This window comes from Paenibacillus sp. FSL M8-0212 (assembly GCF_038004645.1).
Classification (GTDB): Bacteria; Bacillota; Bacilli; order Paenibacillales; family Paenibacillaceae; genus Paenibacillus.
Map to the genome: position 1 here is coordinate 1,175,722 of NZ_JBBORP010000001.1, position 22,084 is coordinate 1,197,805.

General features: G+C 46.6%; 20 protein-coding genes. 2 read left to right on the forward strand and 18 right to left on the reverse strand.

What is annotated here, in order from left to right; genetic code table 11:
- Window positions 1-67: 67 nt before the first annotated feature.
- From MKX68_RS05380 to MKX68_RS05405, 6 genes are all read right to left on the reverse strand, one after another.
- On the reverse strand, window positions 68-571 hold the full coding sequence (locus MKX68_RS05380; protein WP_091034173.1) for a hypothetical protein: 504 nt from the start codon (window positions 569-571) through the stop codon (window positions 68-70).
- A gap of 183 nt (window positions 572-754) precedes the next feature.
- Window positions 755-1,495: a hypothetical protein gene (locus MKX68_RS05385; RefSeq protein ID WP_339785913.1), complete on the reverse strand. Its 741-nt coding sequence runs from the start codon at window positions 1,493-1,495 to the stop codon at window positions 755-757.
- Window positions 1,492-2,190 (reverse strand): ABC transporter ATP-binding protein, encoded by a 699-nt coding sequence (locus tag MKX68_RS05390; RefSeq protein WP_338591598.1) that lies wholly within the window; start codon window positions 2,188-2,190, stop codon window positions 1,492-1,494. The genes MKX68_RS05385 and MKX68_RS05390 overlap by 4 nt, the downstream gene beginning before the upstream one ends.
- Window positions 2,183-2,569, reverse strand: coding sequence for a GntR family transcriptional regulator (locus MKX68_RS05395; RefSeq protein WP_036606428.1), 387 nt, complete (start codon window positions 2,567-2,569; stop codon window positions 2,183-2,185). The genes MKX68_RS05390 and MKX68_RS05395 overlap by 8 nt, the downstream gene beginning before the upstream one ends.
- Before the next feature lie 224 nt (window positions 2,570-2,793).
- On the reverse strand, window positions 2,794-3,657 hold the full coding sequence (locus tag MKX68_RS05400) for an aldo/keto reductase (RefSeq protein ID WP_445671105.1): 864 nt from the start codon (window positions 3,655-3,657) through the stop codon (window positions 2,794-2,796).
- Window positions 3,658-3,703: 46 nt separating this feature from the next.
- Window positions 3,704-4,261 (reverse strand): STM3941 family protein, encoded by a 558-nt coding sequence (locus MKX68_RS05405; RefSeq protein WP_338591591.1) that lies wholly within the window; start codon window positions 4,259-4,261, stop codon window positions 3,704-3,706.
- 505 nt (window positions 4,262-4,766) lie between these two features.
- Here MKX68_RS05405 and MKX68_RS05410 point away from each other — a divergent pair.
- Entirely contained in the window at window positions 4,767-6,782 is a 2,016-nt protein-coding gene (locus tag MKX68_RS05410) for a S9 family peptidase (protein WP_340909756.1), read from the forward strand.
- Between the two features lie 141 nt (window positions 6,783-6,923).
- Here MKX68_RS05410 and MKX68_RS05415 read toward each other — a convergent pair whose 3' ends face one another.
- On the reverse strand, window positions 6,924-7,613 hold the full coding sequence (locus MKX68_RS05415) for a stalk domain-containing protein (RefSeq protein ID WP_340909758.1): 690 nt from the start codon (window positions 7,611-7,613) through the stop codon (window positions 6,924-6,926).
- A 409-nt stretch (window positions 7,614-8,022) separates the two neighbouring features.
- On the opposite strand from MKX68_RS05415, the gene MKX68_RS05420 reads away from it, so the two are divergent.
- Entirely contained in the window at window positions 8,023-9,213 is a 1,191-nt protein-coding gene (locus MKX68_RS05420; protein WP_340909760.1) for a MalY/PatB family protein, read from the forward strand.
- Between the two features lie 179 nt (window positions 9,214-9,392).
- Here MKX68_RS05420 and MKX68_RS05425 read toward each other — a convergent pair whose 3' ends face one another.
- From MKX68_RS05425 to MKX68_RS05475, 11 genes are all read right to left on the reverse strand, one after another.
- Window positions 9,393-10,010 (reverse strand): ABC transporter ATP-binding protein, encoded by a 618-nt coding sequence (locus MKX68_RS05425; RefSeq protein ID WP_339785933.1) that lies wholly within the window; start codon window positions 10,008-10,010, stop codon window positions 9,393-9,395.
- On the reverse strand, window positions 10,000-10,956 hold the full coding sequence (locus tag MKX68_RS05430) for an ABC transporter ATP-binding protein (protein WP_340909762.1): 957 nt from the start codon (window positions 10,954-10,956) through the stop codon (window positions 10,000-10,002). Before MKX68_RS05430 ends, MKX68_RS05425 begins: the two co-directional genes overlap by 11 nt.
- Window positions 10,957-10,958: 2 nt before the next feature.
- Window positions 10,959-11,966: an ABC transporter permease gene (locus MKX68_RS05435; RefSeq protein ID WP_340909764.1), complete on the reverse strand. Its 1,008-nt coding sequence runs from the start codon at window positions 11,964-11,966 to the stop codon at window positions 10,959-10,961.
- The gene (locus MKX68_RS05440) at window positions 11,963-12,958 is read right to left on the reverse strand and encodes an ABC transporter permease (RefSeq protein ID WP_338591575.1); all 996 of its coding nucleotides are present in this window, start codon (window positions 12,956-12,958) and stop codon (window positions 11,963-11,965) included. Before MKX68_RS05440 ends, MKX68_RS05435 begins: the two co-directional genes overlap by 4 nt.
- 42 nt (window positions 12,959-13,000) lie before the next feature.
- Window positions 13,001-14,659 carry an ABC transporter substrate-binding protein gene (locus MKX68_RS05445; RefSeq protein ID WP_340909768.1) on the reverse strand — a complete coding sequence of 553 codons (1,659 nt, stop codon included), beginning with the start codon at window positions 14,657-14,659 and terminating at the stop codon, window positions 13,001-13,003.
- A 300-nt stretch (window positions 14,660-14,959) separates the two neighbouring features.
- The gene (gene nikR, locus MKX68_RS05450; protein WP_289391353.1) at window positions 14,960-15,496 is read right to left on the reverse strand and encodes a nickel-responsive transcriptional regulator NikR; all 537 of its coding nucleotides are present in this window, start codon (window positions 15,494-15,496) and stop codon (window positions 14,960-14,962) included.
- A 52-nt stretch (window positions 15,497-15,548) separates the two neighbouring features.
- Window positions 15,549-16,562, reverse strand: coding sequence for an alpha/beta hydrolase (locus tag MKX68_RS05455; protein ID WP_340909770.1), 1,014 nt, complete (start codon window positions 16,560-16,562; stop codon window positions 15,549-15,551).
- Window positions 16,563-16,654: 92 nt separating this feature from the next.
- On the reverse strand, window positions 16,655-17,695 hold the full coding sequence (locus MKX68_RS05460; protein WP_340909773.1) for a hypothetical protein: 1,041 nt from the start codon (window positions 17,693-17,695) through the stop codon (window positions 16,655-16,657).
- Window positions 17,696-18,278: 583 nt separating this feature from the next.
- On the reverse strand, window positions 18,279-20,306 hold the full coding sequence (locus MKX68_RS05465; protein WP_340909774.1) for a hypothetical protein: 2,028 nt from the start codon (window positions 20,304-20,306) through the stop codon (window positions 18,279-18,281).
- Window positions 20,281-21,183 carry an ABC transporter ATP-binding protein gene (locus tag MKX68_RS05470; protein WP_340909777.1) on the reverse strand — a complete coding sequence of 301 codons (903 nt, stop codon included), beginning with the start codon at window positions 21,181-21,183 and terminating at the stop codon, window positions 20,281-20,283. The genes MKX68_RS05465 and MKX68_RS05470 overlap by 26 nt, the downstream gene beginning before the upstream one ends.
- Window positions 21,176-21,565 (reverse strand): GntR family transcriptional regulator, encoded by a 390-nt coding sequence (locus MKX68_RS05475; protein ID WP_091034217.1) that lies wholly within the window; start codon window positions 21,563-21,565, stop codon window positions 21,176-21,178. The genes MKX68_RS05470 and MKX68_RS05475 overlap by 8 nt, the downstream gene beginning before the upstream one ends.
- Window positions 21,566-22,084 lie beyond the last annotated feature (519 nt).

A 22,084-nucleotide genomic window follows, 5' to 3' on the forward strand; every position in this document is an offset into this window, starting at 1 on the left:
TTTTTGCTATACCTACTTGCTCGTAATGTCGTAAACTTATCAGCGGAAGTAATTCTACTCGATCCACTTACGTTGCTCCACCACTGCTGGCTGCCGAGTTCCGTCTTTTATTAATCGCATGCACGCCCATAACCACGGCAATTAATTCATACGTGTCCAGTTGTTCCGACTGGTTGTCTAATACAAATGCGCCTGAACTGAACCAGCCACTGGTACGGCGGAAACTTGCCACGATGCGGCCACCACTGCCACTTATATCATATTCCTGCGAAAATGCTGGAGCAGACACATCATACGTACCGCGTGATCCTGCATCATACTCATACTTTTTGCTGAAGAAACTAAATCTCGCTCGCAATACGCCCAGATGTCTCCCATCGGCTGCAGTGATATCCCAACGATTGGTTAACATGCGGAATTTGCCACTGCAAACCAATCCCGAGTTATCTGATACATCGAGCGAAGAGCCAAAAACACTTTTCAAATCGAGATGCCCGGCCTGTTCCTGATTTGGATTCATAATCTCGGTGTAACCCGCATTAAAAAAGTTATCCCTAAAGTATAGTTCCATAACGATTGCTCCTTTCCCTTACATATCCTTTTGTTCTGTTTAACCTAATCTCGCATCGAGCACACAATATATCTATATATACGTATAATTAATGGTAGTGGATTCAAAATATGGATTAACACTGGATGTAAAAAAAAAACGAGCAACCCTAGTTGCTCGCATCACGTTCAAGTTATCCTGTCATCAGACTTCAACTTTTTTGTTGTTCAGGTAAATGGTTGCCCACACCAAGATAACGGCTACGATCATTTCAAATACAATGCTTACCCACATGCCGTCCGACCATAATACGCCATTGGCTGTGATTGCAATACCTGTACTTTCTTCCGTATACCGGAACATCTCATTTGGACTGAAGCGTCCAGTCGTAATAATATTCTCCAACCAGCCAATCAGATTAACGAGGACAAAGAATGCAACGATTCCGATCCATGGTCCCGTTTTCCAGCGGAAGCTGCCTGCAATCGAGATCGAAAGGAAGATAATGACGGTCATGAATACCATAACCCATGCGCTAAACAGCAACAAACTAATATAATCCGAAACATGCAGACCCGAAAGATCAATATTGCTAGCCATGTTCATTCTGAGCTTCATTGAAATATAGATGTAGGCATGAGTCGTAAAAATAATGACTAACCCCAACCCGCAAAGTAGTCCAAAGATCAAAGGAGACAACACATGTGATAGGCCCGTTACGGGTAACAGACGGCGATTATAAGAGCGGATATTGGACGTGTATGTTTTAATCATTTTCACATATATAGCCACACCAACTCCAACATAACCCATAATGCCAAGCACAATCCCTGTGACCTCAGACACGAAAAGGGAAAGCCCTACTTGAGCGATAATCAAAATAACTAGCCCAGCCAGCAGTGTATTCCAGTTCCTTCTAAAGTCATACTTCAATAATGTCATCATTCCGCATAGACCTCCTTGAACATCTCATCCACACTTTTCCCATATTTCAGACGGAGAGTTTCCACTTCTTCCCGCATCACCAGTTGACCTTCACGAATGAAGACCACTTCATCAAAAATCCGTTCGATATCATTCACCAGATGTGTGGAGATGATCAGACTGCTCTCTTCATCATAGAATTTGACGATCGCATCCAGAATCTTGCCACGCGCAACCGGATCTACTCCGCCAATCGGTTCATCCAGCAAATACAGACGAGCCTTACGAGAAAGTGCCAGTGTTAGTTGTAGTCGTTCATTCATCCCTTTTGACAGATGCCGTACCCGGTCACTCTCGACAAGATTCATGAAGTCCAGCATCTCCCGTGCCTTCTCCTCATCAAAATCAGCATAGAAATCGCGATAGTACGAAATCGCATCCCGCACTCTCATCCACTTTTCGGTTAATGGACGATCCGGCATAAATGAAACCAGTGACTTCGTCTCCAGCCCCACAGGCTTACCTGTGACTTGAATCGTTCCACTGCTCGGATGCAGCAAACCTGCAACCAGCTTCATGAGCGTACTTTTGCCACTGCCGTTGCTACCCAGCAGACCTACGATTCGCCCTGGAGCAATATCCAAAGTAATATTACTGAGCGCTTTCTTATTGCCATATGTTTTATTGATCTGGTTCAGTTCAAGGATGTTACTCATGCGTTGTTCCTCCCTTTCCTTCCGCAACGGCATCGGCTACGATGGATAAGATATCCTGCTCTTCAATCCCCAGTTCCTGCATTCCGGTCAGAAAACGTTCCAGTAATTCACCGGCCATCTCTTTTTTGATCGTCATAATCTTCCGCTCCTCACTGGTCACATATCTGCCCAAGCCCCGTTTGGTTTCGACCACTTCTTCCCGCTCAAGCTCCTGAAATGTCCGTTGTACTGTATTTGGATTGATCTGTAGTTCGGCCGCCAGTTCACGAACCGAAGGAATTTTGTCACCTGCTTGAAGTGTCCCGGTTACAATCTGTCTTTTGATGTACTGCATGATCTGCAGATATATCGGTAAGTTGTTATCAAATTCTATAGTCACAAAGCTCTCGCTCCTCTCTGTACTGGTGTGTTAGTTACATAGTACACTAGTGAAATAGTGTTGTAAAGCCCATTTGTTATAAATATATAATCGCTCAGTTGATGAGCAAGCTTTGGTTATCCAAATACATACAAAAAAAGAGCAGATCGTGAAGATCTGCTCTGCATAACTCATTAATCGTATTGTCATCTCATTCATATGCTTATCCGATAAAGTAGAACCAGCTACACGATATCTAAAGGTACCTTACCTTTAGGCGCAGGGAATGCCTCATCCAAACGGGTCCGTTCCTCTGGTGTCAAAACGATATTCACTGCTGCTGCATTGTCTGCCACATGATTCAGCTGTACCGCCTTGGGAATCGCCAGCACATCTCCGTCCCTGATCACCCAGGCTAATGCGATCTGCGAAGTTGTAACTCCTCGATCCTGTGCAATCTCCTGAATGACTGGATTCTCCAACAATTCACTGCGAAGTCTGCCACCCTGTGCCAGTGGACAATACGCCATTACAGGAACGCTACGTTCCCGCATCCATGGAAGCAGATCATGTTCAATACCACGCGAAGCTGCATGGTAAAGCACCTGATTCACCATGCACCGAGACCCCTCCGGCAGACTCCATAATTCCTGCATATCCCTTGTATCCAGGTTTGAGACACCCCAACGCAGGATTTTACCGGATTGCTTCAATTGTTCCAAGGCCTGGACCGTCTCTTCGAGCGGTATTCCTCCGCGCCAATGAAGCAAATACAGATCCAAGTGATCTGTACCAAGACGCGTCAGACTACGCTCACAGGCTGTAATCATCTGCTTGCGATCTGCATGATGGGGATATACTTTGGATACGAGAAAAACGTCATCACGCAGGCCTGAGATGGCCTTTCCCGTAACGACTTCTGCCCCACCTTCTGCATACATCTCCGCCGTATCAATCACGGTCATTCCCAGTTCAATACCGGAACGTAGTGCCCGTACTTCTTCTTCCTGGCTGGATTGCTTCTCTCCCATGTACCATGTGCCTTGTCCTATCGCAGGCAGGGCAGTTCCATCCGGAAGCAGAATCGTGCGTGTTTGATTACCATGCATCATCTATACTCCTCCATTCTGAAGACTTATGGACATTGTAACCTCTCTAACGACGATTATACGAATCATAAATCATGTTATCACTCACATGCCTCCAGTGGTTCATCATCATGATATACAACTGATCCAGTGACATTGTGAGGCTACTTTGGGCAACGCTGATGGTTGCATCGACCATATTGCTGTTGACCGTCATCAATTTGCGTTTCATCCCGTTCTGGCGATCCAGAAAAGCTTTCTCGTCCCGCAATTTGACCCCGATCATTTTCTGTCCCATCAATTCATACATAAAAATATTCTCAACGTCTCTCCAGGCCACTGCCCCTCCTGCGGTATAAGAAGATGCATCCACAAACCCATCCTCATCGATCACAAAAGAGGGTTCCTTCTTAATCATCTTTACCAAACTGTAGCAGAAACATAGCCCAAAAAACAAAATGGATAGAAGTCCAATCACATCCGAAAGGATGGAATCATTCGTAACTGAAGAACGATCAAAAATCAAAAAAAATCCGGCTGCCACAAAGAGTGCCGCCCCTGCCGTAAGCCACGCCATTCGTTTCCGGTTTGGATATTCTACATGCTGCTCATAGGATGTGCTCAACGTGACGTTCCTCCTCCATTGCGACTGAATCATACAAGTTCTATATAAACGAATGGTCATGAACCAAATACCTGAATGTTGAACAGGAATTGCATTGTACATTAAACCAAATTCACCAATGTTAAACATTAAATTAAGACCATTTTTCGTCATTTCTGCGCTTATTCAACATTAGGATTCGTCATCCTTCGAGCAAATCCTTTTAACACACCTATATGAATTGAACAAAGAATGTTTGCACTGACCACTCCGATGACAGAACAACCTTCCGATCGCTGTTATCCCCAGATTTTTCGATTCCACTTTTTCAAAGTGAAAATCCGGGGATAGCCTATGCTTCCGATGCAGCTTTCTTACAGAAAGCTTTTAGGCGAACGCTCCGCTTCTTCAGGTTATTTCTGTCCCCTCCATTGTCACCCTTATTGTCCTGCCCCTAGCTTTCCGTTAATATAAATGGAAAGGTTAGGAAATTAACCAATTCTAATTCATGGTGGGAGGACAAACAATGATGAGTCAGCGCGGCATAACAGCGGAAGATCTTTATCAGATTACATGGGTTAATGATCCAACTCCGTCCCCTCAAGGCGGACAACTGGTATATGTAAGCCGGAAAACGAATGAAGCACGTGACGGTTATTGTTCTCACCTAAGGCTGCTGCATCTGGGAAGTCAGAAGGACAGGCCTTTTACCTCTGGAGAGAAGGATCATTCCCCTGCCTGGTCGCCAGATGGGTCTCAGCTTGCTTTTATACGAGAGGTTGATGGTAAATCCCAAGTGTGGATCATTGCAACAGATGGCGGAGAAGCACGGCAAATCAGTCACCTGAAAAATGGCGTCAGTTCCCTGCTCTGGTCACCAGATGGTCATACCTTACTTGTGAAATCATCCGTGGATATGAGCGGACAAGAAGAATTAGAACCTACAGATCCTATAAACGATAAACCCAAACTGCTGCAAGAACATGTTGTTGACCGGATTCGAATGAAATCAGATGCCAGTGGATTGTGGAAAGGAAGACGTTCCCATCTCTTCACCATCGCGCCGATTGACGCGTACGCGGAAGCAACCCCGGTAACTTCAGGTCATTATGACGTTGGAGACTACGCCTGGTCCCCGGATGGAACATCCATCGTATGGATCACGCAAATGCCTGAAGAAGGCGAGGATCATAATGATTATACCCTGACTAATCATGTGTACCTTGCCAAAGCAGACGGATCGGATGTGCAGCAGTTAACCCCGGAAGGATATACGTTCAGCCGACTGGCCTTTGCACCGGATGGACAATCCATTGCACTGCTCGCCAGTGACCGTTCCTATGGAAATGCCACACTTGTGAAGCTGTACACCCTTCCAGTATCAGGTGGTGAACTCGTATGTCTGAGCACGGATTGGGACGTACAGTTGAATCACAGCATTGTTGGCGACATGCGATCACATCTGACAACTACGGGGCCATTATTCAGCAGGGATGGTTCTTCAATCTTCTGTCTGGCGACCATCCATGGTAGTGTACGCATCGCCAAATTCGCACGAGACGGCAGCAGTGCCGACTATATACGGCCTGACGAACGGGAGATTTATCAATTTGCCGAATTGGAAAACGGGCAGATCGTTGCTGCTGTTGCCGATACACGAAATCCTGGTGATCTCTATATGTATGAACAACCGGAAGATCCCGGGGTAGAACCGGTTCAGCTCACCCGCAGTAATCCACAGCTTGAGGATGAGATCCACCTTAGTACACCGGAAACCTTCTGGTTTAATTCCTCAGATGGCCTGCGTCTGCAAGGATGGATCATGAAACCTCATGGCATGGTCGACGGGGTCAAAATCCCGACCATTCTGGAGATTCATGGCGGCCCGCACATGATGTATGGTTTTACATTTATGCACGAGTTCCAGATTCTCGCCGCACAAGGCTACGCTGTTGTGTATATCAATCCACGCGGAGGGCTCGGATACGGGCAGCAATTCGTAGATGCCTGTCGCGGAGATTATGGCGGTGGCGATTATCGCGATCTTATGGAGAGCGTGGATTACGTCCTGTCCCAGTATGCGTTTATTGATGAATCCAGACTGGGCGTAACCGGCGGCAGTTATGGTGGCTTCATGACCAACTGGATTGTTGGACACACGGACCGCTTTAAGGCCGCTGTTACCCAACGTTCCATCTCCAACTGGTTATCGTTCTATGGCGTCAGTGACATTGGCTATTTCTTCACAGAAGATCAAATTGGTGGTAACGCGTGGGATGACACGGAAAAACTGTGGAAACATTCCCCGCTCGCTTATGTCGGCAACGTCAGTACTCCGCTACTCATTTTGCATGGCGAACAGGATCTGCGGTGTCCGATTGAGCAGGCCGAGCAATTATACATTGCGTTGAAACGACGCAAACAGACCACTCGTCTTGTTCGTTTCCCAGGTGCCAACCACGAGTTATCTCGTGGAGGTCATCCCCACTTAAGAGTACGTCGTCTGGAGCATATTGCCGGTTGGTTTAACGAGTACTTGTAACGGACTAATAGTTAGACTATTAATTACACTATTAATTTAGAGTATAGACCAGATATAGATTCAACCCTAAAAGCCGTCCAATGAAATCTGTTATGATTTCAACGGACGGCTTTTGCTGTTCACCTTTTATAGAAGGAAAGATTACTCTTCGCCCCACACTACGGTGATTTCATTCAGATCCTTGTTGGTTGCAGACACCGAACCTGTGATCGTTACGGCATATTTGCCATCTTCACGACCCACGATGCTGAAGCCGTCTGCCTGGATATCCTGAGTGTTCTGGCTCAAGTTTTTGGTCTGGTAGTAGTCTTTGTAGGATGTTCCAACGGTTAGCAACGTTTCTTTGGTTGTGTAGGTGAGGACTACTTTTTTATCGTTGCCACCCACATTACTCTCAATCAAGCTCGTAGCCTTCGCATCCTTCGGTAATGGGAAATCTGCTGGCAGATACTTGGACTTCACACCTGCCGCCTGTGTGTTCGTGCCTGTAGATGGTTGCGATCCGCTGTTGCCTGTGGATGTTGATCCGCCAGAAGAGCTTGAAGAGCCGATGCTTACTTTATTGTTTTGGGAATCATACTTCACTTCGGTCTTCAACGCATCAGCAATCGAACGAACGGGGAGATATGTACTGCCTTGATATGTAATTGGTGCAAGTTTTTTGCCCTGGTCACCTGTCGGTGTAAATTTCTGTCCGTTCACTTCGATGGCGAGCCCATGGTTCAGATAAGCTTTGATCGTCTCCAGTTGTGTACCTGCATATACACCTGCCGATCCGGTTAACACCATGCCAAACACACCCGCAGCAATCAACCACTTTTTGCTTTTCATCCCTAAACGCCTCCTGAGTTCAAATGTCAGCCTTATGCATAATACGATTCAAGCGATCGCTCGATGTACTCGAAAGACTCATGTAGTTATGCTCATCATGTATGGGCACGAGCTTATTCGGATAACAGCCCGTTGTTCCACCAAATGTTAGCAATATAATAGCATCTAACAAGAGGTTGTAAACGATAAATGGACAAAACAGGACCAAGGGCGTACAAAAATAGTCTTTGTTGTATGCCTGCTCTTCTCTCGCTCGTAAAGTTGTTCTTATATGAATAAAGTCCTGAATTCCGGACCATACATATGAAGCCAATCATACACGCACAACAGTTGCGAAATTAACCAATGTATTAGATAATTATTTGTCGATTTGTGGTCGAAGGAACGGAATTCAAGGGGGATTTATACGATGAACAATAACAGTACATTTGATCAGTCTATTAACCGGATCTCTACCGGATCAGAAAAATGGGATGCACTTGAGGATATCTTCGGCGTTGCTGATGCGCTTCCAATGTGGGTGGCCGATATGGATTTCGCTGCTCCACCATCCGTTATTCAGGCCCTGAAAACACGGATGGTGCACGGGATTTTTGGTTATACAGTGCGGACTGAGGCGTATCATGCAGCTGTTGCAGGGTGGATGGAACGGCGCCACAACTGGAAAATTAACGATGACTGGATCGTATTCACTCCAGGTATTGTGCCCGCACTCAGCATTGCTGTACAACGATTCACTCAGCCGGGAGATGCAGTGGTCATCCAAACTCCGGTGTATGCGCCCTTCTATGAAGTAGTACGTGGTCAAGGTCGTGAACTGATCACCAATCCTTTAGTAGAGAATAACGGTCATTACACGATGGATCTGGAACAACTGGAATCCAGCTTGCAGACCGGTCGGGTCAAAATGCTGATTCTGTGCAGTCCTCATAACCCGGTTGGACGGGTATGGACTCGTGAAGAGCTTGAAGGTCTTACGTCACTGTGTCTGCAATACAACGTACTGATGGTTTCAGATGAAATCCATGCCGATCTTGCTCATCAGCGCGGAACTCATACACCTCTGACCCTGATCTCGGACGCCGTCTCTGATCTAAGCATCATCTGCACGGCTCCAAGCAAAACGTTCAACATTCCTGGCCTCTGCACATCCAACATCATCATCCCCAATGCCAAGTTGTGGGAATCGTTCGCGCAGGGTGTAAAAACGATGGGACTTGCCAATATCAGCACATTGGGGGCTGTTGCAACCGAAGCTGCATACAACGGAGCCGAGGAATGGCTGGATGAGTGCATTGCCTATATCCGTGGAAATATGGAATATGTACAGCAATATGTTGCGGAACATATTCCTCAGATTAAAATGCATCTGCCCGAAGCGACCTATCTGTTATGGATGGATTTCCGGGAGCTGAATATCCCACATGCACAACTATGCAATATGCTTCTTCATGAAGCAGGGCTTGCTTTCAATGACGGGAGTTTCTTTGGAACAGAGGGTACAGGGTTCATGCGTATTAATGTAGCCTGTCCACGTTCTACGGTTGAAGAGGCGATGCGCAGGTTATCTGTGTTGTTAAGCAATGTGTCGGGCAAATAAGCTGCCAGTTACATCTATATGCGTTGCGAACAGAACGTGTACTGTTCGTTAAATGGTGAATATTTGTAAAATGGAAAAAGGGGTGCTCCCTAGTCAAGTCCATGACTCACATTCATGGTCAATGACTTCACAAGGGGCACCCCTTTTGTATTCGATCATTTTATTTATTCAAAACATAATTAAAATGATAATGACATCTTTATCGGCATCGGTGTAATTCTGTCGCACAATCTGTTCAGCAACTCCCGATCATGGCTTATGATCAATAGCCCCAGATCACGCTTTCGAGCCACTTCCATCACGGTATGCCAGATCTGTGCCTGAGTGATTGCATCCAGCATCGTTGTCATCTCATCTGCGATCACATAACGTGTCGCTGTACCGAGTGCTCGCGCCACACAGAATCGTTGCAGTTCTCCACCGGACAATTCACCCGGTCTGCGGTCCAGCCAATTCTGCTGAATACCCAAAGCTTCGAGCAGTTGTTCATCCTGCACAGCCGCCTCCTGAAGTACACGACGCATCCGCCAGCGTGGATTCACGGCTTTCTCCGGGTGCTGGAACACCAGCTGAACCTGACATACTCCTTTACGAGGGAGTGGTTTTCCATCCAAAAGTACTTGTCCTGCCACAGGTTCGGCATATCCTGCAAGGATGCGCCCAAGGCTTGTTTTGCCACAGCCACTCGGCCCCCACAAGCCAACGACTTCGCCCTGTTGCACCTGCATATTCATCTGCTGAAACACCCACGATTTCTGATCGTAACGGTAACTTACATTCCGTGCTTCAAGTGACATGGAAACACCTCACCTCTCCGCCTCGTATATTACGAAGCTGAGGACGTTCGCGGGTACATGCTGCGGTTGCTGCGCTACATCGGGGAGCAAATGAACATCCTGCTGCAATCTCTAGACCCGCCAATGGCTGGGAGCCCGGAAGTGGCTGAAATCCATTCTGCGGCAACGCATTCCAGAGGGCTTTCGTATATGGATGACGCAGACGTTCTCCAATCCCCGTAAAATCATCAACCAGCGCCGTCTCTACATTGGCACCCGCATAAAATACAGCGATGCGATCGGCTGCCGTCAGGGCAGTCGTGACATCATGGGTAATCCACAGAATGCCTGCGCCATCATTCGCAAGCTCACGAAATTGCCTCATCGTCTCGGCCAACACTTCGGGATGAATACCTGGTGTCGGCTCATCAGCAATGATCAGCTTCGGCTGGCCTGAGGTCGCTGTCGCCATCAACACCCGCCTTGCCATCCCTCCGGACAACTCAAACGGGTATTTCCCGCCTGTTCCTTGAGGAAGATGATATCGCTCCGTCAGCTCCTGCTCCGTCTTTTTCAAGTGGGATCGAGTCATGAATCTGCGCTTCCTTCCCACATCTCGGGTTACAGGCTGAACCTGCCTCCCCACCTTCATCAACGGGTCCAAATAACTGACGGATTGTGGAATCAACATCAGCTCCTCACCACGCAGATGAAGCTGCCGCTCTGGAGTCAAAGGCTTGCCACTATAGCTTATTCTCCCCTCCAACCTGGCATTGGCAGGCAGGATGCCCATAATGGCCTGCGCCAGCACACTTTTACCCGATCCACTTGCACCTACAACAGCCACGATCTCGCCCTCGTTTATGGAAAGATCCAGATTCTGAATAACGTAAGTCTGTTCGTGTCCAAACCAACCACGAGCACGCCGAAATGCCACCGATACTCCCTCAATATCAAGAAGAGCCATATTTACCTCACCTCCCTTGAACTACCTGTTCCCGTCATTGTCTTCAGACTGTTGCCCAATACATCAAACGCACGAACAACCAACAACAATGCCAGTCCCGGGAAAAAAGCGAGCCACCACATGCCAGCAGATAAATATCTCATCGACTCGGACAAAATAATTCCAATTGCCGGTTGTTGCGGGGACAACCCAAGCCCCAGAAACGTAATGGCTGCCTCATGCAGAATCGCATGGGGAAAGATTAGCAGCACGCCCACGAAAAGTTGTGGAACCAGATGTGGCAGCATATGCTGCACCGCAATCTGTAACCGTGATTGACCTAACTTATGTGAAATCTGAATATATTCTGCCGATTTCAGTTGAATCATCTCTGCTCGTACAATCCGGGCCAGATTCGGCCAGTGTGTCAGCGCAATCGCTGCCGCCACTCCTGCCAAACCTCCACCAAATACAAAGGCCAGCATAACCAGCGATACCAGATGAGGCACACTGAGGAACAGGTCGATAATCCATGAGATCACCCAGTCAGCAGCCTTGCTTGAAGCGGCAGCCAAACCCAATAACATTGCGATCATTCCACCACCACATGCAGCAAGTAATCCCACTTGAATGCTGGTTGCCAATCCCTTTAACGTGCGCATGAACATATCTCTTCCGAGCCAATCTGTGCCAAATGGATGCGCCCAGGTTGGAGCCAAATTCCGATCCATTAATGATGTCAGCGTAGAACCAGCCGGAAGCAGCCTGCCCGTCAACCACACAACGGTAATCCAGATCACCGCAAGGCTTCCCCAAATCACCGCTCTTTGGCGAGGATTGCGGAAATTTTGGTCTCTGGCACCCGCATAACCTTTTCTCGTTTGGCGTGTTGTTCCTGTTCCTTTTCCAGTCTCAGCTTGTAGTAACCCCGGATTAATGCTGTACCTTACCTCTTGAGTCGCAGTTTTCACTTTCTGTACTTCGGTTGTTTCTGCCGTCTGCTCAGAGGAGCGTTCTACCGTCTGCTTCATGACATCAGCTCCTCCTTCATCCGCGGGTCAATCATACGATACAGAATGTCTGCAACCATATTACCTGTAAAAACAAAAATTGCACTGCACATCACAAGTCCAAGCAGCAGTGGAACATCTCCACGCAACCCCGCCTGAACCGTTGCCTGACCAAGGCCGGGGTATGAAAATACCTGTTCTGCAAGTACAGCCCCACCAAACAGTTCACTGAACGAAGCAAACTGTAGTGTTATGGCTGGCAAAACAACATGTCTGAACCCATGTCGACGGAACAGCTGAAATCCACGCTCACCCCGCGCTCTCGCAAACAGAATATAATCTGACTCGAGCACATCCGTAAGCTTCTGCCGGGTATGCAAAGCAATAGAAGCTACCCCAGTCAAGCTGAGAGTCAACGCTGGCAGAATCATATGAATAGCCCGATCTCCCCATGTGACCTGATCAGCCGACATGCCTGCGGGTACTCCAAGGCCAACTGGCAGCCATCCGAGCCACACCCCAAATACCATCAGCAGCAACAGTGCAATCCAGAATACCGGCGTGGAGGCCAGCGTATAACAATACCAGCAGATCAGGTGATCCAGCTTCGAATCCCGTCTCATGGCAGCAACTACACCAAGAGTGAAACCAATGATGCCGGATAACATCCAAGCTACAGCCATAAGCGCGACAGAATTCATGAACCGTTCCTGAATAATATCCGCTACAGGCTGTCTGTAGATCATCGAAGTTCCCAGATCTCCCTGAATCAGCGCTTGTCCCCAAGTCAGCAATCGTTCCATGGGAGATTCATTCAATCCCCAACGTTCTTCGATTAAACTGCGCTGTTCGGCACTTACCCTGATCATGTCTCCACCAATATAAGCTTCGATCGGGTCCACAGGAGAGAATTGCATTAATATAAAAGACAACACACTGACCCCAACCAACAGAGATACAAGTCGCAACAATTTAAAACCAACAAATCTAGCCCATCCATTCCTGCCCGTCATCCAATCTCTCCCCAATTCAGGCTAAAGCTACCGCTGAGCTTCTTATTTCGTGCTGTTATCCCAGGACCATTCCTCCAGATTGGATGTCACCGGCCAGCCGTGACCATGGGGGTGGATCTGTTGCTCGCCAATGTTCAGGCCGTTCTTAACAAGATACAGATGATCTATATTTACGAGCCATGCCCAAGGTGCATCCCCCTGATAACTGAAACCTGTTGTGCCATCCCATTCCGCTTTCTGCCAGAAAGGCAATGCCTCTTCCTCACTGGTTGCCTGAAGGGCCTTCTCCATCCATGAATCCACGACAGGATTACTGTACAGTCCTACATTGTAATATCCTTCTCCCTTGTGGGTACTGCTATAGAGGTTATACGTTTCCAAAGGATCATGACTGCCCCAACCAAATAATACAGCGTTGGAGTAAGCCATCTTTTTTGTCTCTTCACGGCTTTTGCCTTCAACATTGATCTTAATTCCCGCCTGGGCAACCATATCCGCAGTAGCTAACGCCAGAGATTGTCTTGTTAAATCACCTGCAAAATAAAGCAGATTGAACTCGGCCTTAACGCCGTTTTTCTCAACAATACCATCACCATCCGCATCCACCCAGCCACCAGATGCCAGAATGCGCTTTGCTTCTTCGAGATTGGCATCCGTAAATACAGCATCTGCATTGCTCCAAGGCAGATCATCACTGACGGAATACGCTGGACGACCGTACCCTTCCAGTACGCCCTCAACCAAAGCCTCACGATCAATCACAACGTTCACCGCTTGGCGAATCGCCAGATCAGATGTCACATCATTCCCTGCGGGAAGACCATCTCCCGACTTGGCACCAGCAGGTTGCATGGGGAACATGATGCCCCGGTTATCTACGGTTTTCACGGCCTCTAATGTCATGCCATTCACCTGTTGTTTGCTAAACGCTGCCGGGATAGCAGCGATATCCACCGTACCTGCCTGCGCAGCGGCGTAGGCCGCATCTTCATCCAGATAGAGGAAGGTGAGTTTGTGGAATGCAGACTTGTTACCATAATATTCTTCATTGGCTTCCACGATGGCCTGTTGTCCTTTGTCCCACTGTACCAGCTTGTACGGCCCTGATCCGACCGGATGTTCCGCATAATCAGCACCATAGGCGTGTTCAGGTACAATGCCAAGTGTCGTCAGCAGACTGATAAATGTAGACTGCGGCGATTTCAATGTGAATACAACCGTGCTATCGTCAGGTGCCTGCACATCAGCCATATTCGTCAAATCAATCACAGATCCACTCTGAGCAGCCGTATCAAACGTAAATTTCACATCCTCAGCCGTAAGCGGCTCCCCATCAGAGAATTTTACATCGTTACGGAGTGTAACCGTCCAGGTCAGCCCATCTTCACTAACTGAGTATGCCGTAGCCAGGTCGTTAACCAGTTGTAACTTGGCATCACGCTTCAGCAAGGTACTCTGGAAAAGTGGTGACCCATATTGCCCCCATCCGGTTGTTGGATCAAACCCACCTTCCGGTTCGGTGCCAACGGCCAGCACCAATTCATCTTTGGTTAAGGCTGTACCTGATTGTCCATTCTCTGCTGATGAAGCTGTTGGCGCTGTGCCCTGTGCACAACCAGATAAACCAATGGAACATACAAGCAAGATGCCTAATCCTGTTCTAACTTTTCGTTTTCCCCATCTCCATGAAAATCTGCCCATTCTGGTCGTTCCCCCTCTAAAGTTGTGCTGCACTCACTTATTTCGTGTTACTTTTTAGAGAAATTGTAGCACAAAACACAAATTATATGTCAACAAAGTTAACTTCACAATCCATATTTTTTCATATTTCAGAATTAATAATTAAAAAATTCTTTAACCGAGCATTTGTAGCGCTCTATAGAGTCAGGTATTATAACAAACAAAAAAAACAAAAAACAAAAAAACAGACGGTTGGCATCTAACCAATAGTCTGTTTTTTAGATTTGCTATATTTTCATAGAAATTACACTCGTATTTGTCTTACTCCGAAGAGCGATGATGATGGTTGTGACCATGCTGACCCGCACTGTGATTGTGATCCAGACTCTGATCCGGCTTGCCATCCTGATCATGACTCTGAGCATGAGCCAGTTTGTTGAGTTCATCCACATAAGTCACAGACAATTCTGCATACAATACCCCTTTTTGCACCTGGATCTGTTGATGCAGATGACGCAATCGCCCCAGATTCCCTCGTACGGCAATAACCTCCAGGCATTGGTCATGGTTCAGGTGTACGTGCATATTGGAAATGATGTCATGATGCGCCTCGTGCTGCAGCTCCATCAAACGAATGGGAAGATCACTGATATGGTGATCATAGACCATCACAATGGTGCCTGCCACATCCTGATCGGATTGCAGTGCAGAAGGTTGCAGTAATGTTTTTCGAACAAGATCACGGAAAGCCTCGGATCGGTTTTTGTATCCCTGTTCCTCAATATACTGGTCAAATTGCTCAATCAGAGGTGTAGGAAACGCCACCCCGAACCGGGTCAAATCTTCTTTATCTGCCATGCTTCTCCTCCTGCGCCCTCATTTGCTTCGAGTGTACCACAGACTTGTCTGCTCATCGACTATACTGTTGCATGAATCGTACTGCCGAATGTATCGCCTGTTGTCCAGCGTCACTCTCCAGATCAAATTGATAATCATGTCCCAGCTTCTCTGACGAGTTCGAGAAAAACAAGGTTTCCACCTCAACATCAAGGCGCTTCAATACTTGTGCCAGCTCAATCGATTGACTGGTCAACGGGTCATTATTGCCTGAGGTAATAAATGCAGGCGGGTACGCTGCTGTGGCCTGAAGCACGGTCGACATTTCATGCAAACGTGGATAATCTTCGAATGTTTTGACTCCTGTATATGACCAGAGAAATGTCCGTATGAGTGGAAAACCTGTATTGGCTACCGTACTTAGATTGTATGGACCACAGTATAGAAGAACCCCACGCAACTCTTCCGGCTGGGCGGCTGGCGTTATATTCATCAGTTTAGCCAGAGATGGATTGGTCACCACTGCCGCGGTCTGACTTGCAATCTGGGCACCTGCTGAATTGCCTGCGAGAAATATGTTTTCCGGGTCACCCTGATACTCACTGACATGGTTCTTCACGTAAGTCAAAGCCTGATTCGTCTGGATCACGGGAATGGGATATTTCGTATCCGGTGCGAGCGCATAATTTATACTGACCACAACGTAACCCTGTTTGGCTAATTGTACGGCATAATCTGCGATGTCCTCTTTATCACCCAATACCCATCCACCGCCATGAACCCACAGCACAACAGGCAAAGGTTCCGATGTTACGGAAGGATAATAGATATCCAGCGTACTGTCATTACGCCCTTCGTCTGCATAGGGTACATTCGCAACACGAGTTACGCCTTCCGAGATCATACGGTCCTTGCTGCTCGTATCTGGATTAGTAGTTTCAATTAATGATTTTAATAAAAATACAGCTATTTTGGGTGTCCATTGTGTACCAATCCCGATAAAACCTATGATCAAAATTAGTACAACGCTGGGAATCCAGTAACGTTTACGTTTAAAACCTTTTGCCCCCGTACGTTTCGTTTCCAACTTGGACTGCAATAGTTCCACCTCGTTCCATCATCATCGAAGCGTCTTTACATCTAAAGTTGTGTACGTTGCGGAGAGGACCGGGTTTCCTCTTATTTGGGTCTCTTGGCGATTTCCTGTCTGACTTTCACATATGTAGTGGATACTTTTTGCTCCAGTGTATAAATATTTTGTTTTGTACCTGCGCACTTCTCTGCTGCAGAAGCCAATGTGTTCAATGAGCTGAGTACACGTGACGTTTGGCCTTGCTTTGTACTCTGTTTGAACTGTTGTAATGCGTTGGAATATCGTTCTTTAGCCAGACTCGCCTGTTTTTTAGCCGTTTGAATCTGTTTCTTCGCGGAGTCAGCCCCTGCTACCACAGCTCGTAAACGTTTTATTTCAGCGCTCTTCCGTTTACGTACTTCAGCAAGTTCCTTTTTCTTGATCCGGATGTCTTCTCTGGCAAGCTTCACAAAGGGTCTCAACGTCTCTGCCTGAGTGCGGATTGCTGCACTCCATTCCTTATTTTTGATGGCCTTGGCTGCATCCAACTGTCTATTGACTGAACTGTATAGGGCGAATAGCGGTTCATATCGGGCTTGGGTTTGCTTTACCTTTTCAGCTAGAGCTGCGACCTTCGCATCATCGGTTTGTCTTATTTCTACACGTAATCGCTCCAATTCTGCGGTATTGGCGGCATGAAGTGTCTTTATTTTTTGTTCCCAAACCTGCTCTTGAGCCTTCCAGTTCCCCACTTTCTCGTATGCTTGCTTCAACGTTAACTTGGTTTGTGCGTCGGCTTTGTTCAAAACGGAATCCCATGCTTTTTGCGCGGTTACGCCAAGATCTATGCCCGCAGCCTCCACTGAAGAAGCAAAATAGATCGTGCCTGCGCTGAAAAGTATTATAAGCCCTATAAGCAGGCGTGATCTGAAAATAAGATGAGCGAACGATGACAATTGACCACGCCGAACGTTACTTTGTTCCATCATGTGACTATGGCTACCTGCTATTGGAGAAGGGAATAGAATGTCACTCGTCTCCATTAAAGCTATATCTTCTGTAGCTATATCTTCGATATGCTGTCGCCCCTTTTTTTCTTCCAATAGGCCGTCATGTTCTATGAAGTTATGTGAGTTTGTTCGTTCCAATAGGGAAGAACAACACTCCATTGCCTCCTGTTCATTTATCGTTTCCTTCCACGTTTCTGTTTGCATGCGTCTCTAACACCCTTTCTTCTAAAATATTTAGCAGAATAGCCAACGAAATCAGCGAACGACAAAAAAGCACCCGCAAGTCAGGCATTTGCCTGCTCTTACGGGTGCTTCCCTCATAAGCCGTTCCATATGAGATTCGATTGAACGAGTCGCTCGAACCTTTCCTTTTTCTAATATATTCCATTCGTTGTATCTGGTCAAGTCGTGTTTATATAAATTGAACTAATGAATTTTTACACTGCACACTCCGATGACAGAACAACCTTCCGATCGCTGTTATCCCCAGATTTTTTTGATTCTTTATATAAAGGGTAAATCCGGGGATAGCGTATGCTTCCGATGTAGCTTTCTTACAGAAAGCTTGTAGGCGAACGCTCCGCTTCTTCAGGTTCTTTCTGTCCTCTACGTTTTGTGTAAATGTTTAGTTCAATTTTTATAGTTTTCCTGGTCTAATATCAACCCTTCGATCAACGGGAGAACCCTTCCCGCATTTAATCAACAACGTATACAGCTCAACTTATTGATTGACCAAAATAGCTTTCATTGCCTCGGTCAGATCCTCTTCTTTCAGCATCATGTAGATGTTCTCGCCACGAGTTACATTCAACTTGATCTGGTAGATGGTATCTTTCTCTGTTTTATAACCAGACCGTTGACGTTTGAGCAAATCGCTAATGATTTCTTTGTTTTGGGTTGCGACCTGCTTCTTGATGCTTAGACTCCCATCGATATATTCTGGCTGCGGATTCGCCCACTGAAGAAAACCCGGACTGTTGATCTCCTGCTTCGCAAACTGTGCGGAGATAATCTCGTCTGCTTGGACAAGCAACTGATCGTATAATTTGTTCTCCTTCAGCCAGGCCAATACCCGATCATAGCTAGGTTTGATCTCAAAGTTCCACATCTCCCTCGGTTGAGATGGATCTTTCGAAGTAGAATCCTGATTCATCTCCGCGTAAGCAAACGACTGCCACGGCGAGCGCTGTTCTTCATAGGTCTGGTCCAAAATGTCCTGTTTCAAGAGTTCCTTGAATTCACGGACTTGCTCCGGATTGCTAATGTACACCTTTCGGTATGAACTAGTGGAAGAGCGAATGCCAAAACTTAATGCATCCTCTTCCAGCTTATACGTTTCAAAGGCGACTCTTTTGTAATCCTGGGACTGTTTCAGAGCCATTAATTCCTGATGGAATTCGGCTTCTGGAATATAGTATTTACGTTTCATCACCTTGCCGTTATCCAGCTTGTAGTTAATAAATACATACTCATCATCACGCATACCTGGATTGATTGGATCATTCAGTATAGGAAGATCGGAATCCACAATTTTTTGATGAAGAGCGATAACTGCCCCCATGTATTCCGGATCATTAGAATAGAGGTGAGCATCGTCCATCTTCTGATTGACACCGTTACTATAGATATAACGCTCCCCACCAAGCTTGATGCTGTTCACTTTGTTCAGTTCAGGCACTCGCGCAGCGTATCCATTCCAGCCGGCAATAGGGATGTACAATATCAAACCAGCGACAATACCATACAAAATCAGCTTGGGCAGCAGCCTGCTGCTCCAGATCAGCCATGTTTTGCGAATAATCATCTCGGCAACGATATAACCTACAATTCCACCAAGAACATATCCGAAGATTCCCCATCCAGCTGATCCTCTTGGAGCAATAATCGTGAAGTAAGCTCCGCCAATCAGAACCAACGTAAACATTAAACCAAATCGGAATATAGGTTTCACAAGAGTAAATGTAACTGCTTGCGTAGCAGATTCAACCTGTCTTCTCGCATAGAGCACATAAGTCAGAGGAATAAACAGGATTGCGAATATCGAATAGATTATAAGTTCTCCATTAGTGATAGGAGCATAACTGATTGAAGCCATGCGAAGAACAAGTGACATTTCTTCCGCATTACGTCCCAATTCATCGTACGGATATCCAAGCAAATAATGCTGGAGATGAAGTGACATAATGAACCATACGACAACAGGTAACAAGAGGAGCGCGTATACGGTAAGCCCCTGCAACACAGACTGCCCGATGCACATGCCGACCGCCACAGTAAGCATGAACATAAATAGCGAGTATATGCTCATGCTCAAGCCCCACATCCAGATCGTGCTGCCATCGAACAGAAAGGCAGGTTGATCCAGTACTGCCCATACCCAGCCGGTAATTGCAGTTGTAATCCAGATCGGAAGCAAAATCATGGCATATCCAGTCAACAAGTTAACCGTTAATAGATGTTTACGACGTAACGGCAAACTATGGAACAGATCAGACGGTGCACCGGACTGAATATACCGAAACAGAAAGATGCCAGCCGCTACGGGCAGTGTGATAGCGAACAAAATCTGCACTTCACCATTGGCCTGAAACAAACTTGTAATCTGCTGTGGCACATCTCTGTACTCGGTAGCAATATATAAAGGTAACGAGAACAACAATGTGATGAGAAATAAAATGCCTATCCATCCATGCTGTCTGAAATTTTGGATCAGGATGCCCCGGTTACAGAACAATCGGTTGAATATCATACCCTGCGTCCTCCATTTCATATATAAAGATTTCTTCGAGCGTCAAAGGCAGTACATCCAGCAGATACGGATCATGTACACGGAATTTATCCGTTACCTGTTGTCGGTTGCCTTTGACAATGTACAGGGACACACTTCCCCGTTTCTCTTCATGCAAAATATCAATCTGCTCATCCATGGCTTTGGCATGGTCCGGGTGGCGGAATGCGACCTGGATTTTATGCGTATCGGCCTTCAGATCATCGAGATCCTTCTCTACAATAATTCGGCCTTTGTGCATAATCGCCACATGGTCACACAGATCTTCGATCTCACGTAAATTGTGAGACGAGATAACAATAGTTACTTGACGCTCAGCTGCTTCCTGGAACAGCAAGTTTTTGATCTGCTGGCGCATGACCGGGTCGAGGCCGTCAATCGGCTCATCCATCAGCAGCACTTCAGGCATACAGCTAAGTCCCAGCCATACGGCTGCCTGACGGCGCATGCCTTTGGACATACGATGCAGCTTGCGTTTTACATCCAGTTTGAATACGGTGGCCAGTTGCTTGAACCGCTCCTCATTCCAGCGCGGGTAGGCAGAACGATAAAATGCAGCCATTTGAGTTATTGAAGATTGCGGAAAAAAGTACGGCGAATCGGCCATAAAAATTGTGCGGCCTTTGAGATCCATATTTTCATAAATCTCAGTACCCTCGATACGAACAGTCCCGCTGTCCTGACGGTAAATGCCAGCCATCATTTTGAGCAGCGAAGTCTTGCCTGCCCCGTTGGAACCGAGCAAACCATAGATCGACCCCTTATGTATGTTCATCGTTACGCCATCCACTGCCTTTTCCTGTTCAAACGCTTTGACGACTTGATTCAGCTCAATCATGAGGCTCCTCCTTCTCTATACGGGCCATCGCTTCCTCAAACAAAAGCGTCATATCCGCTTTGGTCAAACCGGAATACGAAGCTTCTGCAATTAACTTCACCAGAGACTCTCTGATCTCATCTCTCATGGCTTCATTCGGATGTTCCACAGACGATGATACGAAGCTCCCTTTTCCCTTCAAAGAATAAATGTAACCTTCACGTTCAAGCTCGCGATACGCTTTCTGAATCGTATTTGGATTTACGGTCAGCTGCGTGGATAACGCACGAACGGAAGGAAGCTGCTCGTCGGGCTTTAGAATACCGTATACGATCATTTCTTTGACTTTGTCCACTAGTTGCTCGTAGATCGCCTTACGGCTGCGTACATCTAATTCGAACATCCCGCACCTCCTTTCTGTACATGTGTGAAATAACCTATCGGTTTTAAATGACTGTATCTGAGGTGTATGTGCAAATATCTAGGTGTAAAAAGGCGTTACCTAAGCTGTACAGCTGTAGTGCCGTGCTATTCAACTCTTAGGTGTATTAACTGTACTACTATTATTAATACAGTTAAATCGAATTGTCAACCGTTGACTTTGACTTCTTGTTTTATTGGGAGTACGTTAATAAAGAGAGGTTATATGGTTTATTTGACATATATAATTTTGGAAAGCAGGTTCATTCCGGCTTAGGACGCGGCACGATCATGGTGGCGTTCACATGAGGTGAGGCAAAACGGCTATCTGAAGCGATGTGGCTAGATGTGGCTACTTGAAGAAGTGATGCGGCCAGCTACCCAAAACCTTTGCTTTACCGCTTTGACAGAATTACATGTAAAGGTTGTTCAGGTCTTTCCCCTTCCGTTATGATGGAGATGAAGTATTGTTCAATAATCACTGTATCTTGGTTACTTTTTT